This window comes from Amycolatopsis sp. DG1A-15b (genome assembly GCF_030285645.1).
GTDB lineage: Bacteria > Actinomycetota > Actinomycetes > Mycobacteriales > Pseudonocardiaceae > Amycolatopsis.
This window is the reverse complement of record NZ_CP127296.1, coordinates 5,922,245-5,936,944: the sequence shown is the minus strand read 5'-3', so window position 1 is coordinate 5,936,944 and position 14,700 is coordinate 5,922,245. Positions and strand designations below refer to the sequence as shown.

General features: G+C 71.6%; 18 protein-coding genes. 9 read left to right on the top strand and 9 right to left on the bottom strand.

The genetic code is table 11. The annotated features are described in order from the left end of the window. Position 1 precedes the first annotated feature (1 nt). Complete coding sequence (locus QRY02_RS27120) at positions 2-1,051, top strand: amidohydrolase family protein (RefSeq protein ID WP_285985665.1); 1,050 nt, start codon at positions 2-4, stop codon at positions 1,049-1,051. A 73-nt stretch (positions 1,052-1,124) separates the two neighbouring features. Further along, a complete protein-coding gene (gene sigJ / locus QRY02_RS27115; protein WP_285985664.1) occupies positions 1,125-1,991 on the top strand; it encodes an RNA polymerase sigma factor SigJ in 867 nt (288 codons plus the stop codon). Positions 1,992-1,998: 7 nt separating this feature from the next. On the opposite strand, the gene QRY02_RS27110 is transcribed toward sigJ, so the two are convergent. Continuing rightward, on the bottom strand, positions 1,999-2,175 hold the full coding sequence (locus tag QRY02_RS27110) for a hypothetical protein (protein ID WP_160169739.1): 177 nt from the start codon (positions 2,173-2,175) through the stop codon (positions 1,999-2,001). Positions 2,176-2,313: 138 nt separating this feature from the next. After that, positions 2,314-2,508 carry a hypothetical protein gene (locus QRY02_RS27105; protein ID WP_285985663.1) on the bottom strand — a complete coding sequence of 65 codons (195 nt, stop codon included), beginning with the start codon at positions 2,506-2,508 and terminating at the stop codon, positions 2,314-2,316. A 174-nt stretch (positions 2,509-2,682) separates the two neighbouring features. Between QRY02_RS27105 and QRY02_RS27100 the strand changes: the two genes are divergently transcribed. Together QRY02_RS27100 and shbA are read left to right on the top strand one after the other, a co-directional pair. Next, a complete protein-coding gene (locus QRY02_RS27100; RefSeq protein WP_285993927.1) occupies positions 2,683-3,486 on the top strand; it encodes a hypothetical protein in 804 nt (267 codons plus the stop codon). A 233-nt stretch (positions 3,487-3,719) separates the two neighbouring features. Beyond that, positions 3,720-4,355, top strand: coding sequence for an RNA polymerase sigma factor ShbA (gene shbA, locus QRY02_RS27095; RefSeq protein ID WP_285993926.1), 636 nt, complete (start codon positions 3,720-3,722; stop codon positions 4,353-4,355). A 4-nt stretch (positions 4,356-4,359) separates the two neighbouring features. Here shbA and QRY02_RS27090 read toward each other — a convergent pair whose 3' ends face one another. After that, complete coding sequence (locus tag QRY02_RS27090) at positions 4,360-4,662, bottom strand: cupin domain-containing protein (RefSeq protein WP_285985662.1); 303 nt, start codon at positions 4,660-4,662, stop codon at positions 4,360-4,362. A 16-nt stretch (positions 4,663-4,678) separates the two neighbouring features. Next, positions 4,679-5,173, bottom strand: a complete 495-nt coding sequence (locus tag QRY02_RS27085) for a sigma-70 family RNA polymerase sigma factor (protein ID WP_285985661.1) — start codon at positions 5,171-5,173, stop codon at positions 4,679-4,681. 235 nt (positions 5,174-5,408) lie between these two features. On the opposite strand from QRY02_RS27085, the gene QRY02_RS27080 reads away from it, so the two are divergent. Further along, positions 5,409-5,576 (top strand): hypothetical protein, encoded by a 168-nt coding sequence (locus QRY02_RS27080; RefSeq protein ID WP_285985660.1) that lies wholly within the window; start codon positions 5,409-5,411, stop codon positions 5,574-5,576. On the opposite strand, the gene QRY02_RS27075 is transcribed toward QRY02_RS27080, so the two are convergent. Next, the gene (locus QRY02_RS27075) at positions 5,573-5,941 is read right to left on the bottom strand and encodes an RNA-binding S4 domain-containing protein (RefSeq protein WP_285985659.1); all 369 of its coding nucleotides are present in this window, start codon (positions 5,939-5,941) and stop codon (positions 5,573-5,575) included. The genes QRY02_RS27080 and QRY02_RS27075 overlap by 4 nt on opposite strands. Positions 5,942-6,149: 208 nt before the next feature. Here QRY02_RS27075 and QRY02_RS27070 point away from each other — a divergent pair, with 208 nt between their 5' ends. Beyond that, a complete protein-coding gene (locus QRY02_RS27070) occupies positions 6,150-7,703 on the top strand; it encodes a GMC oxidoreductase (RefSeq protein WP_285985658.1) in 1,554 nt (517 codons plus the stop codon). Positions 7,704-7,733: 30 nt separating this feature from the next. Here QRY02_RS27070 and QRY02_RS27065 read toward each other — a convergent pair whose 3' ends face one another. Beyond that, a complete protein-coding gene (locus QRY02_RS27065) occupies positions 7,734-8,219 on the bottom strand; it encodes a carboxymuconolactone decarboxylase family protein (protein ID WP_285985657.1) in 486 nt (161 codons plus the stop codon). Then, positions 8,216-9,292 (bottom strand): NAD(P)H-dependent amine dehydrogenase family protein, encoded by a 1,077-nt coding sequence (locus tag QRY02_RS27060; protein WP_285985656.1) that lies wholly within the window; start codon positions 9,290-9,292, stop codon positions 8,216-8,218. Before QRY02_RS27060 ends, QRY02_RS27065 begins: the two co-directional genes overlap by 4 nt. Before the next feature lie 116 nt (positions 9,293-9,408). Here QRY02_RS27060 and ilvD point away from each other — a divergent pair, with 116 nt between their 5' ends. After that, the gene (gene ilvD, locus QRY02_RS27055) at positions 9,409-11,100 is read left to right on the top strand and encodes a dihydroxy-acid dehydratase (RefSeq protein ID WP_285985655.1); all 1,692 of its coding nucleotides are present in this window, start codon (positions 9,409-9,411) and stop codon (positions 11,098-11,100) included. Here the strand turns inward: ilvD and QRY02_RS27050 are convergent. Together QRY02_RS27050 and QRY02_RS27045 are read right to left on the bottom strand one after the other, a co-directional pair. Next, positions 11,090-12,454: a class I adenylate-forming enzyme family protein gene (locus tag QRY02_RS27050; protein WP_285985654.1), complete on the bottom strand. Its 1,365-nt coding sequence runs from the start codon at positions 12,452-12,454 to the stop codon at positions 11,090-11,092. The two genes, ilvD and QRY02_RS27050, sit on opposite strands and share 11 nt — an antisense overlap. Positions 12,455-12,467: 13 nt before the next feature. Next, a complete protein-coding gene (locus tag QRY02_RS27045; RefSeq protein ID WP_285985653.1) occupies positions 12,468-12,881 on the bottom strand; it encodes an SsgA family sporulation/cell division regulator in 414 nt (137 codons plus the stop codon). 335 nt (positions 12,882-13,216) lie between these two features. Here QRY02_RS27045 and sigK point away from each other — a divergent pair, with 335 nt between their 5' ends. Both sigK and QRY02_RS27035 read left to right on the top strand, forming a co-directional pair. Then, positions 13,217-13,813 carry an ECF RNA polymerase sigma factor SigK gene (sigK, locus tag QRY02_RS27040; RefSeq protein WP_285985652.1) on the top strand — a complete coding sequence of 199 codons (597 nt, stop codon included), beginning with the start codon at positions 13,217-13,219 and terminating at the stop codon, positions 13,811-13,813. After that, positions 13,810-14,493 carry an anti-sigma factor gene (locus tag QRY02_RS27035; protein ID WP_285985651.1) on the top strand — a complete coding sequence of 228 codons (684 nt, stop codon included), beginning with the start codon at positions 13,810-13,812 and terminating at the stop codon, positions 14,491-14,493. The genes sigK and QRY02_RS27035 overlap by 4 nt, the downstream gene beginning before the upstream one ends. The last annotated feature ends 207 nt before the right edge of the window (positions 14,494-14,700 follow it).

Sequence of the window (14,700 nt, the reverse complement as noted above, 5' to 3'; positions counted from 1 at the left end):
GGTGATCACGCGCATCCGGGGGTACGCGCTGCCGAGCGGCGAATACGCCGACCTCTACGCCGACGGGGACCGCTGGACGACCGATCCGGTGCCCGGCGCGACCCTGGTGGGCGAAGGCTGGCTGGTGCCGGGCCTGGTCGACGCCCACACCCACCCCGGCGCCGCGGAGCCGGGGCAGCCGATGGACCCCGAGCTGCTCCGGGAGCAGCTGCACCAGCACGTCGACGCGGGGGTCACGCTGATCCGCGCACCCGGGCTGCCGGGCGAACCGCCGCCGTGGTTCGGCGAGGACCCCGACGTGCCGCGGGCCCGGCACGCGGGGCCGTGGCTGGCGCAGCACGGACAGTTCTTCGACGGCTGGGGCCGCCGTGCTTCCCATGACGAGCTGCCCGGGCTGGCGGCGGCGCAGGCCGCGCGGACCGGCTGGGCGAAGATCATCGCGGACTGGCGCGTCGGGGATTCCGCGGTGCCGGTGGACGTGCTGCGGGCCGTCGTGCGCGCGGTGCACGCGGCCGGCGGGCGGGTCGCGGTGCACAGCCAGCACCCCGAGGGCGGCGCGGCCGCGGTCGCGGCGGGCGTCGACTCCCTCGAACACGGCATGTGCCTCGACCCCGGCCTGCTGGCGCGGATGGCCGCCCAGGGAACGGCGTTGACCCCGACGCTGTCGGTGATCACCGGAGGCCTGCGGCGCCGTGAACAGCAGCCGGACAGCCCGGCCCGGGCCTGGTACCTGAGCGGTGCGCGGGTCCACGGCGCGCTGACGGCGGCCGCGGCGGAAGCCGGGGTGCGCGTGCTGGCGGGCACGGATTCCCTGCCGCACGGCGGAATCGTCGCGGAGATCCGGGCGCTGGTGGCCGCGGGCGTGCGGCCCCACGACGCGCTGGCGGCGGCGTCGTGGAGCGCGCGGGAGTACCTCGGACTGGGTGGTCTGGAGCCGGGTGCCCCGGCGGACGCGGTGGTCTACGACCGGGATCCCCGGGCGGACCCGGACCAGCTGGCCGACCCGGCGGCGGTGGTGCTGCGCGGCCGGTGCGTGCGGCGCCGCGGGTGAGCACGGCGCGGGCGTGTCACATCCGGCCCCCGGGTTTCGTCACCGGGGTGACGAACGCGGACCGAGGGGGAGCATGACCGGCACGATCACGGCCGAGCGGCGGCAGCTGACCGGCCTCGCCTACCGGCTCCTTGGCTCGATGAGCGACGCCGAGGACGTCGTCCAGGAGGCGTACGGCCGGTGGTACGCCCTGTCCGGGGCGCAACGGGACGCGATCGAGTCGCCGGGGGCGTGGCTGACGACGGTCGCCGGCCGCATCTGCCTCGACCTGCTCGGCTCGGCTCGCGTGCGGCGGGAAAGCTACGTCGGCGAGTGGCTCCCGGAGCCGCTGCCCGGGGCGGCGGGCTCGCTCGCCGACCCGGCCGACCGCGTCACGCTGGACGAGTCGATCACGATGGCGTTCCTCGTCGTGCTGGAGTCCCTGACACCGGCCGAGCGGGTGGCCTTCGTCCTGCACGACGTCTTCGGCTACCCCTTCGCGGAGGTGGGGCACGTCCTCGGCCGGACGTCCGCCGCGTGCCGGCAGCTGGCTTCCTCCGCCCGCCGCCGCGTCCGGGCCGCCCGCGCCCCGGTGCCGGCCAGGGGGAGCGCCGAGGTGGTCCGCGCCTTCAAGCTGGCCTGGGCGGCACGGGACATCCAGCGGCTGGTCGGCATCCTCGATCCGGGAGCGACGGTCGTCGCGGACGGCGGCGGGCTCGCCAGTGCGGTCCGCCGCCCGATCGAGGGAGGCGAGCGGGTCGCGCGCTACGCCGTGGACCTGGCGGGCCGGATCCCGGCCATGACGCTCGAGGAGACCACCGTCAACGGGCGGCCGGGCCTGGTCGCGCGGCGGGACGGCGCGGTCGTGGCCGTGATGGCGTTCGAGGTGGCCGGCGAGTCGGTCCGGCGGATCTGGGCGGTGCGGAACCCCGAGAAGCTCCGCCGGTGGCAGGCTGCTTGAGGGGTCGCTAGCCGCCCGGGCCGACGCGGTCGTCGTGCCGGCTGTGCGGGGCCGGCACGATGAACGCGATCACCCCCGCCGCCAGTCCGGCGAGCACGGACAGGTGCGCGGCGGCCGGCACGGCGCTGATCAGGAACAGCCGCAGCGACCCCGAGATCAGCAGGCGCCACATCCTCGGGCTCATGATCAACAAATACCCGCGGCGGACCGCCGTCAACCCGTGCCGAGGCAACGGCCCGGTCACGTTCACCCGCCGGGGTGGTGCGCCGCCCGGGTGAACGTGCCGCCCGGGACGCGCGGTGCGGCGGCGAACGCGCGTTCGTCATTTCGACACGTTCGACAGGTGGGGGTCGCGTGAGTTTCGGTCGCGAAATCGTTGCGGCGCAATGCGGCCCTTGTTAACGGAACGCCAAGGAGTTTCGTCCTTTCCCGTGGCGGCCGGAACGGAAACCGCGGGATAACGATCCGTTTGCCGGAGCGTGATCGACTGGACATCGGCGGTGGCGCTGGCGAACATTGACCTCCTTGCGTGGAAGGGGAGGGGACGGTGAGCCTCAGTGCGGCGGACGTGGTCGGCGAACTCAAGGCCCTGCGCAAAGGGAGGGCAATTTTCACGACACCGCTCGCGGACCGGATCGGCCCCGCATTGCGTTCCACTTGCGGCATTGTCGAAGATGACGGAACCGTGGAGATGCGGCGTAAGCTGTCCGATCGATTGCGTCCGCTGGTCGAGTCGTTGCCGGACGATCTGAAGATCGCTTTGCTCGCCGCGTTCGCGCTCGACGAGCGGGCGCGAAAACCGTTCTACCAGGAGCGGGTGCACTGGGCGGCGATCACGCTCGACCGCGACGACCGGACGGTCCGGCGCCGGATCGACGAGGGAATCGAGCAGATCGCCGCGCTGGCCGTCGCGGCGGCCGTGCCGGCACCCCGGCTGTATCCGGGCCGCGGCTGGCACACCGAAGAACTGCGCGTCACGCTGGCCCTCGACCAGCCCGTGCCGGAGGCGTTCGAATTCCGGCGGGTGGTCGCCGATGCCGACGAAATCGCCGTGCTCGACCTGGCGCTGACGTTGCCGGTCACCGGCGAATCGGGCGATTCGGGGCGCGAACCGGATCTCGGTGTCGACGTGTTCCACGGCGGTGTGCTCGCCGGCCGGGAACGGGAATCGAGTGACCGGGTCGGGCTCGCGTTGCGGCTGCCGGAGCCGTTGCGCCGGGGCGCGCGGCACGAGGTCGGCCTGCGATTCCGGGCGAAGCTGCGAGAACCGCGTTACGTCTGCATACCGCGGTACCCGTGCGACCTTTTCGATCTGCACGTCCGGTTCGGTGAACGGGTGCCGAAGCGGATCGTGCGCCAGGAAAAGGTTTCCCCGGCCGGCGCGGATGACTGGCCGCGAACCGGTGCCGCGCTGGCGGCCGACGACGCCGGCGAGGTGCACGTCCGGTTCCGGAACCTCGCTCCCGGCTTCGCGTACGGAATCCGCTGGGCCTGATTTTCCGCGATCTGTCCACGATTTGTCCGGTGTTCCGCCGGTGCTCGGCAGCGGTTCCGGCCGGGTCGTGAACGGTTAACGGACAATAGCTGGACAACCCACACCACAGTGCAACGTTGCTGGTCAGCACCTCGATAACGCCTATGTCGGACCGGGAACGCCGAGGTACCACACTGTCCGTTGTGGACGGACGCCGGCCCCGGTGGCGGACACGAGGAGGGCCCGTGGAGACCATGATCGCGGAGGCGGCGGCGGCCGTCGACGGCTACACCGTGCCGGCGGATTTGCCGAGGCCGGAGGGCGGCCTGGCGAAGGAGCAGCTCGACCCGGTGGTGGCGGCGGCGCGCGACGGCGACCCGGACGCGGTCCAGGCGCTGCTGCGGCTCATCAAGCCGACGGTCGTGCGCTACTGCCGGGCGCGGATCGGCGGCCGGGACCTGTCGTACCTCTCGGCCGACGACGTCGCCCAGGAGGTGTGCCTGGCGGTGCTGAAGGTGCTGCCGAACTACCAGGACCGCGGGGGATCGTTCCTGTACCTCGTGCGGGCGATCGCGGCGAACAAGGTCGCCGACGCGTTCCGCTCGGTGGCCAGGGACCGGTCGAAGCCGGTGCCGGAGCTGCCGGACCGCCCGCTGGGCGGCAACGAGCCGGAGAACCACGTCCTCGAACTCGACCTCGGCGCCCGCCTGGGCCGGCTGATGGCGTTGCTGCCGCCACTGCACCAAGAGATCCTGTCGCTGCGGATCGTCGGCGGCCTGTCGGCGAACGAGACGGCGGAGGCGCTGGGCATCTCCGCCGGCAACGTCCGGATCACGCAGTTCCGCGCGCTGACGAAGCTGCGCGGCATGATCGGGGACGGTGGCCTCTGAACCGTCACTCCAGCCATTCGGTGATGAAGTGGTCGCTTTCGTGGATGTGCACGGCCTCGTAGACGCCGGGGCCGAGCACGGCGAACTTGTGCGGCGTGCCGGCCGGGACGACGAGCACGTCCCCGGCCCCGCCGTCGCGCTGTTCGCCGCCGACGGTGAACCGGGCCCGCCCGCGGATGATGACGAACGTCTCGGTGTACGGGTGCCGGTGCAGCCGCGGCCCGGAGCCGACGACGTCCGTGCTTTCGCGGATGACCGAGACTCCGGACCCGACGTCGCGTCCTTCGAAATTCTCGCTGTCGCTCACCTGGCCAGGGTAGCCGTCACGGGCTGGTCACGACCTTGCGCAACTGGCCGAGCGCCCGGTGCTGGGCCACGCGCACGGCACCCGGCGTCGAGCCGACCGCGGCCGCCGTCTCCTCCGCCGACAGGCCGACGACCACGCGCAGCACCACGATCTCCCGCTGTCTGCGCGGCAGCACCCGCAGCAGTTCCGCCACCCGTTCGCGCAGTTCGCGCCGCAGCGCGTGGTGTTCGGGCCCCAGCGACGAGTCGGGTTCGTCGGGCAGTTCGGCGACCGGCTCGTCCTTCCGCGCGGCCGCCTTCCGCGCGGCGGCGACCCTGGTCCGGGCGATGCCGCAGACGAAGTCCGGGAAGGACCGTTCCGGTGGCCGCCGCGGCAGCGCTTTGATCAGTGCCACGCAGACGTCCTGGGCGACATCGTCGGCCGAGTCCGGGTCCAGGCGATCGCGGCAGTAGCGCACCACGAGCGGCCGCGCCGCGGCCAGCAGGTGGTCCGGGGTGGTGCTGGTCGTCATGGGTTTCCTCCGTGCGGGGAACTACCCGCATTCCCCGCGGACCGATCCACCTGGCGCGGATTCCCGGCCATTTCCGGGAAAGCCGCGGCCGCGACGACGATCCATCGATCGAAGGCGCGGATGACCTACGCCTGCGCGGTCGGCCCAGGTGACGCTCCTCCAACTAAGTGGACACCTGTCCGCTTCGACGGTAGCGGATAGGCGCCCGGTGGCTGGAGTGGGCGGGGTGACGCCGATGCGAGCCGACGCCGAGCAGAACCGCGAGCGCGTCCTGGAGGTCGCGCGGGTGGCGCTCAAGGCCTCCAGTGCCGCCTCGCTGCAGTCGATCGCCGACCTGTCCGGCGAGTGGTGCGGCCCGGTCTGCGCGGCCATCACGTTGCTGCTGGACGGCCTGAAGGCCTAAGGCTCCTGCTGGGACCGGAACGCGTCCAGCACGCGACGCTCCCTTTTGGTCGGCCGTCCCGCGCCGCGGTCGCGGCGGGCGACCGGGATCGCCGTTTCGGGCGGTGGCTTCGGGGTCCGGTCCACGTAGCACGTCGCCGCGTCCGGAGCGCCCACGCGCTTCTGGATCACCCTGACCACGTCGAGGATCTTCGTCGTCCCGTCGACGCGGTAGCGCACTTCGTCGCCCGGGACGACCGTGGTCGCCGGCTTGGCCGGTTTGTCGTTGACGCGCACGTGGCCGCCGCGGCAGGCCGCCGCCGCGTCCGGGCGCGTCTTCGTCAGCCGGACCGCCCAGAGCCAGCGGTCCACTCGGGTGGACTCCACAGTCGTCCATCATGGCCCATTCAGCGGCACCGCCCCGCAACCCCGCCAGGTTACTCGCGAGTACTTGTCGACTTGTCTGCACCACAGAGCTATAACTTGTTCTAAATACCTCAACGGTGAGGAACGCCAAATGAGTGACGAACCCGTGTGGAGAACAACTTCTGGCTCCGTATCCCGTCGTCTCTTCATTGCTGGAACTGGTTCTATCTTGGCGAGTGCCGCGCTGGCCGGTCGAGCCACCGCCGCGTCGCCGCAGGAGGCCGCTGTCGCCGACGGCGCCCGCGTATCCGCGCTGGTGATCGGGTCGGGCTACGGCGGCTCGGTCGCCGCGCTGCGGCTCGCCCAAGCCGGCGTCGACGTGCAGATGATCGAGATGGGCATGGCCTGGGACACCCCGGGCGCGGACGGCAAGATCTTCTGCACCACGCCCAATCCGGACCAACGGTCGTTCTGGTTGCGCACCAGGACGAAACAGCCGCTGTCCAACTTCCTCGGGTTCCCGATCGACAAGGACATCCCGCGCTACACGGGCATCCTCGACGCCGAGGAGTTCAGCGGGATCACCGTGTACCAGGGCCGCGGCGTCGGCGGCGGCTCGCTCGTCAACGGCGGCATGGCCGTCACGCCGAAGCGGGAGAACTTCGGCGCGATCCTGCCCACCGTCGACGCGAACGAGATGTACGACGTCTACTACCCGCGCGCGAACGCCGGGCTCGGGGTCGCCAGTGTCCGCCCGGCCTGGTTCGAGACCACCGACTGGTACCAGTTCGCCCGCGTCGGCCGGAAACAGGCCCAGCGGTCCGGGTTCCCGTTCGTGTTCGTGCCGGACGTGTACGACTGGGACTACATGGAACGGGAAGCGGCGGGCACCGCCACGAAGTCGGCGCTGGCCGGGGAAATCCTGTTCGGCAACAACTACGGCAAGAAGTCGCTGCAGAAGACCTACCTGCCGAAGATCGCCGCGACCGGCCGGGTCACCATCTCGCCGCTGCACCGCGTGACGCAGGTGCTGCCGGCGTCCGGTGGCGGCTACACCGTGACCATCGAGCAGCTGACCACCGCGGGCGCGGTGTCCGCGATCAAGACCGTCACGGCGGACAAGGTGTTCTTCGCCGCGGGCAGCGTCGGCACGAGCAAGCTGCTGGTGAAGCTGAAGGCGACCGGCGCGCTGCCGAACCTCAACGGCGAAGTCGGGAAGGGCTGGGGCGACAACGGGAACGTGATGGTCGGGCGGGCCAACCAGATCTGGGACCCGACCGGGGCCTCCCAGTCGACCATCCCGTGCGGCGGCATCGACAACTGGGCCGAGGGCGGCGCGTTCGCGGAAGTCGCGCCGCTGCCGACCGGGATCGAGACGTGGGCGTCGTTCTACCTCTCGATCACGAAGAACCCGAACCGCGCGCAGTTCGCCTGGAACCCCACGACGCGCGCGGTGGAGCTGAACTGGCAGACGGCGTGGAAACAGCCGGGCATCGACATGGCGAAGACCATCTTCGACAAGATCAACGCGACCGAGGGCACGATCTACCGGACCGACCTCTTCGGCACGTACAAGACCTGGGGCGACCATCTCACCTACCACCCGCTCGGCGGCGCGGTGCTCGGCAAGGCGACCGACAACTACGGCAGGCTGGCCGGTTATCAGGGCCTGTACGCGATCGACGGGTCCCTGATCCCGGGCAACACCAGCGTCAACCCGTTCGTCACCATCACGGCACTGGCCGAACGCAACATCGAAAAGATCATCGCGACGGACTTCTGACCCCGCCGGTCGTGGGGGGCGTCCTGCCCCTCACGACCGATGGGACGGCAGCACGCAGACGGTGTCGAGGCCCAGGACGTGATTGAGCCGGCCGAAGGCCAGCCACGCGCCGAGGCTCATGCTCAGCTCGACGATCTCCTGCTGCGTGTAGTGCCCCGCCATCCGCTCCCAGAACTCGTCGTCCAGGTCGTGGTGGTCGGTCGCGTACCGCTCGGCGTACTCCGCCGCCAGCCGCGTGCGGTCGTCGAAGCGGTCGGTCGTGCGCCACTCGAGGACGGCGTCGGCGAATTCCGGCTCGACCTTCTGCCCGTCGCGTTCGGTGCGCCAGTCGAGGCAGAAGACGCAGCCGTTGATCTGCGCGATCCGCAGCCGCGCGGCCTCGAACTCCCGCAGCCCCAGTGTCGTGTGCTCGTACACCGCCAGCGAGAACTTCGACGCGGCGATGCCGATGCCGGGCACCATTTCGCCCCAGACGTACCCGATCGGGTCCTTGCCCGCGGGGATGTCGATGTTCACGGACGGCTCCTTCCGAGCTTGCCGGCTGCCGGGCGCAGCGGGACATCGAGTGCGTCGTAGAGGCCGGGTTCCGCCGCGGCCAGCCAGTCGATCGCGCCGACCAGGCGGCCGACGGCGGTGGCGTTGCCGCCCGCCGACCGGTTTTCGCCTTCGTCGGTCGCCTCGACGGTGACTTCGATGCGCGGGCGGCCCTCGATGATCACGCGGTGGGCGCCGTCGCCGCTGGGCGGCGTGGGCCAGTCGGGCGCGCAAGACGGGTGGATGCGCGTGACGTGCTCGATGACGATCCGCGGCTCGCCGCCGACGATGCCCTGCACCTCGAACCGCACGGCACCCTGCGTGCCCTTTTCGAACTCGCCCATGGTCCGCGTGGTCACGGAGTCTTCCAACGGCCGCCGGTCGAGGGTCTCGCGCAGCTCGGTCACCTCGACGCCGAGGCCGCGCGCGATCAGCCGGACTTGGCCGCCCCACACCATCGACGGCACGCCGGTCATCAGCATCGGCGGGTCGTAGTCCATCGGCTGGCCCATCCCGACCAGGTACCGGACGGAGTCGGGCTGCTCGTACGTCGAGTAGTCGAAGATCTCCTGGCAGCGGACCACGTCGACGTCCGTGCCGAGCCCGCTGATCAGCAGCGGCAGCACGTCGTTGCCCCAGCCGGGGTCGACGCCGGAGACGAAGAGCGAGCCGCCGCCCTCTTCGATCGCGGCCAGCACGGGATCCCGCAGCTCCGGAGGCGCGTTCCGCTGGTCGTAGAGGGGGTACAGGGCCGGCGTCACGACGACCGCGCCCGCCCGGACGGCCCGCACGATGTCGGCGAGCGCGTCGTCGAACCGGACGTCGCCCGAGGCGGCGTACACGATCGCGCGCGGACTCGCCGCCAGGACGGCGTCGATGTCGTCCGTCGCGGCGACCCCCAGCGCATCGACTCCGGCCAGCTCGCCGGCGTCCTTGCCGACCTTCGCCGGGTCGTGGACGAGCACCGCGGTGAGCTTCAGCGCCGGGTGGGCGTCGACGGCCCGGATTGCCGCACGGCCGACGTTGCCCGTGCCCCACACCACTGTGGCGATCATGCGGCCGAGTTTTCGCCGGTCGTCCCGGGCGCCGATAGGAAATCGTTCCGGCCAGCGGACCACGGGCCCATTGGTAACATGCTTCAGCGCCCGAACGCCGCAACCGGAGGCCCGTGATGACGATCGACCCGAAGCCCCGCAGCCGCACGGTGACCGACGGGATCGAGGCCGCGCCCGCCAGAGGCATGCTGCGCGCGGTCGGGATGGGCGACGGCGACTGGAAGAAACCGATCATCGGCGTCGCCAGCTCGTGGAACGAGATCACGCCGTGCAACCTGTCCCTGGACCGGCTGGCCCAGGCGGCCAAGGAGGGCGTGCACGCCGGTGGCGGGTACCCGCTGCAGTTCGGCACCATCTCGGTGTCCGACGGCATCTCCATGGGCCACGACGGCATGCACTTCTCGCTGGTCTCCCGCGAGGTCATCGCCGACTCGGTCGAGACGGTGATGCAGGCCGAGCGGCTCGACGGCTCGATCCTGCTGGCCGGCTGCGACAAGTCGCTGCCGGGCATGCTGATGGCCGCGGCGCGCCTCGACCTGGCGTCGGTGTTCCTCTACGCGGGCACGATCGCGCCCGGCTGGGTGAAGCTCACCGACGGCACCGAAAAGGACGTCACGCTCATCGACGCCTTCGAGGCGGTCGGCGCGTGCCGGGCGGGCCGGCTCGGGACCGCCGATCTCGACCGCATCGAACGGGCCATCTGCCCCGGTGAGGGCGCCTGCGGCGGGATGTACACGGCGAACACGATGGCGTCGGCGGCGGAAGCCATGGGGATGAGCATGCCGGGCTCGGCCGCGCCGCCGTCCGCGGACCGCCGTCGCGACCACTACGCCCACCTTTCGGGGGAGGCCGTCGTCGGCCTGCTCGAACGCGGCATCACCGCGCGGGACATCCTCACCCGGGAGGCGTTCGAGAACGCCATCACCGTGGTCATGGCGCTGGGTGGCTCGACCAATGCCGTGCTGCACCTGCTGGCCATCGCGCACGAGGCGAAGGTGCCGCTGACGCTCGACGACTTCAACACCGTCGGTGACCGCGTCCCGCACCTGGGCGACCTGAAGCCGTTCGGCAAGTACGTCATGAACGACATCGACCGCCACGGCGGCATCCCGGTGCTGATGAAGGCCCTGCTGGACGAGGGCCTGCTGCACGGCGACGCCCTCACGGTGACCGGGCGGACGGTGGCCGAGAACCTCGCCGAGCTCGACCCGGACCCGATCGACGGCGAAGTGCTGCGCGCCCTGGACAACCCGCTGCACCCGACCGGCGGCATCACCATCCTGCGCGGCTCGCTCGCCCCCGAAGGCGCGGTCGTGAAGTCCGCGGGCTTCGACACGGCCAACTTCGAGGGCCCGGCGCGGGTGTTCGAGCGCGAGCAGGAGGCGATGGCGGCGCTGAACGAGGGCCGGATCGAGGCCGGCGACGTCGTCGTCATCCGCTACGAAGGCCCCAAGGGCGGTCCGGGCATGCGCGAGATGCTCGCGATCACCGCGGCGATCAAGGGCGCCGGGCTGGGCAAGGACGTGCTGCTGCTGACGGACGGGCGGTTCTCCGGCGGTACCACCGGCCTGTGCATCGGCCACGTCGCGCCGGAGGCGGTCGACGGCGGGCCGATCGCGTTCGTCCGGACCGGCGACCGGATCGCCGTCGACATCAAGGCGCGCAGCATCGACCTGCTGGTCGACGCCGCCGAGCTGGCTTCTCGCCGCGCGGGCTGGGAGCCGATGCCGAACAAGTTCCCGGAAGGGGTGCTCGGCAAGTACGTGAAGCTCGTCAAGTCGTCCTCGGACGGCGCCGTCACGAGCTGACCGCGGCTCGCAGCGCGCGCTTGTCGACCTTCCCGACGCTCGTGAGCGGCAGCTCGGCCACGAAGTCCACCCCGGCCGGGACGTAGTGCTCCTGGCCGAAGGCCTTTCGCGCGTGCTCCCGGACCTCGTCGGCGGTCAGTGGTTCACGGGTGACGAGGACGGCGTGCAGTAGCTGGCCGTCTTCGCCCGGGACGCCGAAGACCGCCGCGCTCCGCACCGCGGGATGCGTCGCGAGGGCGTGTTCGACGACGGTGGTGGCGACCTTCGTGCCGTGCTCGCCGACCACCACGACGTCGTCCGCGCGGTCGAGCAGGTAGAGGTAGCCCTCGTCGTCGAAGCGGCCGAGATCGCCGGTGCGCAGCCAGCCCGCACCGACCTCCGGGCCGCCGAGGTAACCGTCCATCATGGACAGTCCGCGCACCTCGACCTCGCCGTCGGTGATGCGGGCCTCCATCCCCGGCACGATCCGGCCGACCGAGCTCCGGAGTTCGGGACGGGCGACGAGCTCGGCGGCGGAGATGCTCGCGATCATCGGCGCCTCGGTGAGGCCGTACCCCTGGCCGACGACCGGGCCGAAGACGTCGAGGGCCTGGGCGAGCCGGTGCGGCGGCAGCGGCGCGGCACCGAGGGAGAGCGAGCGGACGCTGCTGAGGTCGGTGCCTTCCCTGGCCGGGTGGTCGAGCAGCGCGGCCAGCCGCGGCGGAGTCAGCGAGAGCGTGTCGATCCGGTGCGCCTGGATCGCTTCGAGGACGGCTCCTGCGTCGAAGCCGTCGTGGACCACCACGGTGTCCAGCCGCAGGAGCGCGCCGAGCACGGTGGCGTTGCCGGTCATGTGCGTCATCGGGGCGACCAGCAGCGTGCGGCCCGGGCCGTCCGGCGACGGCGTGAAGATGGACGCCATGCCGTCGTAGATGCCGCTGTGGCGGATCAGCTTCGGGGTGCCGGTGGTGCCGCCGGTGGGGAAGAGCAGGCGCACGGTTTCCGGCGGGTGCAGCGGCCCCGGTTCGCCGTCGAGGTCGTCGAGGGTGCGGACGTCGCCCGCGGGCCACTCGTGCGGCCGGTCGGTGACGACGGTGGCACCGCTCGCCGCGGCGAGCCGGTCACGGGCCGGCGCCGAGGCCGGGACCATGAGCACGGTCGCGCCGCGCAGGAGGGCCGCCAGCTGCACGAGGACCGTTTCGGGCCGGTTGCGCAGGTCGACGGCGAGCGTTTCGACCTCGCCCAGCCCGCCGTGCAGGCGGTGGAGGCGGTCGCGGGCCTGGTGGTAGGTGGTGACCCCGCCGCCGGAGTGGAACAGGACGCGGTCACCGCCGTCGTCGAGCGCGGCGAGGACCTTCGTCAGGAAGAAGCTCACCCGGGGAACGTACTCAGTCCTGGTACGAAAGCTTCGCCAGTTCCTCGTCGAAGTCGAACCAGTCGCTCTCGCTGCCGGCCGGGATGACGTCGTAGGTGCGGTCGAGGAAGGCCGCGATCTCCTTGGCGGGCGCTTCGAGCACCGCGGCGCCGTCGGGGGAGGTCAGCTCCACCACGACCAGCGCGGGGTCGCCGGCGGGCCCGATCCGCACGTCGCCGTCGCCGCAGCGGGCGAGCAGGCCGTCGGCGAGCAGATCGCGGCCGAAGAGCCACCGGACCGCGCTCGGGCCGGCGTGCAGCACCACGGCGACCGCGTACGGGTCGCGGGTGTCGTACTCCAGCTCGGCCGGCACCGGTCGCGGCCCGGCCCCGAAGGTGCGGAGGGCAAAGTCGATGCGGGCGTTGGTCACGCTGTACGGGTCGGTCATGGGACCGCCTTTGCTACTCGTCGGTTAACTTCGTCTGGTTCCAGGGATAACCCATAGTCAGTTCAACGCCCAGCGTTCCGAATAACTTTCACACTCTGGGGTGATCAAGAAGTGTCCGACGTCACCGTCGGCGTGGCCGAAAGGGCAGCCTTCTCACTCATGGTGACCATTCGTCACTGAGGCCCCTTCGTGGCTTTCGGAGCCACGCCGCCGTCGGATGGGTGCCGGCGCCGGAGTTGCGCCGTCCGGGTGGGAAAGGCCACCGCACACCAGTCCGGGCCGCCGTCCGGCCGCGAACCCAGCACGGGAAGCCGAGGACGCGGAGGGTGCCGGGCATGGGTGAGCGTGGGCGGTTGCGGCTGCAACCGGACGAGGCGCCGGCGCTCGCGCCGAGCGCCGAAGAACTGCTGCCGCGGGTGGCGGCGGGGGACGAGGCGGCGTTCGCGTCGCTCTACGACCTCGTCGCCGGCCCGGTGCTCGGCCTCGCGACGCGCGTGCTGCGCAGTCACGCGCAGGCCGAGGAGGTGGCACAGGAGGTGCTGGTGGAGGTGTGGCGCAAGGCCACGAGGTACGAGCCGGAGCGCGGCAGCGCGCTGTCGTGGGTGCTGACCATCGCCCACCGCCGGGCCGTGGACCGCGTGCGTTCGCACCAGGCCGGCCTCGACCGGGAGGAGCGCGCCGGCCTGATGGACGTGCGGCGGCCGTTCGACGAGGTCACCGAGTCCACTTTGGCCGGTCTGGAGCAGCAGCGGGTCCGGCAGTGCCTGTCCGCGCTGACCGACCTGCAGCGCGAGTCGATCGTGCTGGCCTACTACAACGGCTACACCTACCCCGAGGTCGCCGAGGTGCTGAAGGTCGCGCCCGGCACCGTCAAGACCCGCATCCGCGACGGCCTGATCCGGCTGCGCGACTGCCTGGGGGTGGACCGATGACCGCCGAGCTGCACACACTGACCGGGGCATACGCCCTGGATGCGGTGTCCGATGTGGACCGCGCCGAATTCGAACGTCACCTCGGCGAATGCGCCGCCTGCCGGGAGGAAGTGGCGGAGCTGCGGGCGACCGGCGCGCGGCTGGCCGTGGCCGCCGCGGTGGACCCGCCGCCGGAGCTGAAGCTGGTGGTGCTCGCCGAGGTGGCCCGCACCCGGCAGCTGCCGCCGAAGGTGCCGGTCATCCGCCGGCTGAGCCGGGCCAAGACGTGGCAGCTGCGCGTGTCGCTCTTCGGTGCGGCCGCCGCGGCCGTGGTGGCGGTCGTCCTGTTCGGCGTCGCCAGGACGCCCGCGCCCGTCGACTCGGTGCTGAGTGCGCCGGACGCCTCCGCGATCCAGGGGGCCGGCGAGGGGCACGCCACGCTCGTCGTCTCGCGCAGCCGGAACCAGGCCGTGCTCCTCGCATCGGACCTGCCCGCGCTCGACGCCGGGCACGTCTACCAGGTGTGGCTGATCGGCAGCGGCGGCGCGCGGTCGGCCGGGCTGATGACGTCCGAGGCGTCGCAGCGGATGCTCGTGGCCGATCTTCCGCCCGACGTCGACCGGATCGGGATCACCGTCGAGCCCGCCGGCGGCTCGGCCGGCCCGACGACCCCCGCCGTCACCAGGATTTCCCTTGTCTAGCAGGAGGGCGCCGATCAAGACACAATCGCGCATCGATACGCCGAAAGGGTTTAAACCGTTTCTTCCGGGAAGGTGCGTGGCGCGAAGCCGTGCTGCCCCAAGAAGTCAACGTGAACCGAATGGCACAGCATTTCCTTCGCCGCGCGGTGACCCATGTCACCCGAATGGCGGCAATCCGGTTTTCCCTTAGGTTCGAATCAGGGGCAA

Excerpts from the sequence above, each read along its gene's own strand:
- ilvD (WP_285985655.1), top strand. The coding sequence starts at position 9,409 with ATGACGATCGACCCGAAGCCCCGCAGCCGCACGGTGACCGACGGGATC.
- sigJ (WP_285985664.1), top strand. The coding sequence starts at position 1,125 with ATGACCGGCACGATCACGGCCGAGCGGCGGCAGCTGACCGGCCTCGCC.
- QRY02_RS27060 (WP_285985656.1), bottom strand. The coding sequence starts at position 9,292 with ATGATCGCCACAGTGGTGTGGGGCACGGGCAACGTCGGCCGTGCGGCA.
- QRY02_RS27085 (WP_285985661.1), bottom strand. The coding sequence starts at position 5,173 with ATGACGACCAGCACCACCCCGGACCACCTGCTGGCCGCGGCGCGGCCG.
- QRY02_RS27035 (WP_285985651.1), top strand. The coding sequence starts at position 13,810 with ATGACCGCCGAGCTGCACACACTGACCGGGGCATACGCCCTGGATGCG.
- QRY02_RS27105 (WP_285985663.1), bottom strand. The coding sequence starts at position 2,508 with ATGTTCGCCAGCGCCACCGCCGATGTCCAGTCGATCACGCTCCGGCAA.
- QRY02_RS27110 (WP_160169739.1), bottom strand. The coding sequence starts at position 2,175 with ATGAGCCCGAGGATGTGGCGCCTGCTGATCTCGGGGTCGCTGCGGCTG.
- QRY02_RS27080 (WP_285985660.1), top strand. The coding sequence starts at position 5,409 with ATGCGAGCCGACGCCGAGCAGAACCGCGAGCGCGTCCTGGAGGTCGCG.
- shbA (WP_285993926.1), top strand. The coding sequence starts at position 3,720 with ATGATCGCGGAGGCGGCGGCGGCCGTCGACGGCTACACCGTGCCGGCG.
- QRY02_RS27045 (WP_285985653.1), bottom strand. The coding sequence starts at position 12,881 with ATGACCGACCCGTACAGCGTGACCAACGCCCGCATCGACTTTGCCCTC.
- sigK (WP_285985652.1), top strand. The coding sequence starts at position 13,217 with ATGGGTGAGCGTGGGCGGTTGCGGCTGCAACCGGACGAGGCGCCGGCG.
- QRY02_RS27100 (WP_285993927.1), top strand. The coding sequence starts at position 2,683 with ATGCGGCGTAAGCTGTCCGATCGATTGCGTCCGCTGGTCGAGTCGTTG.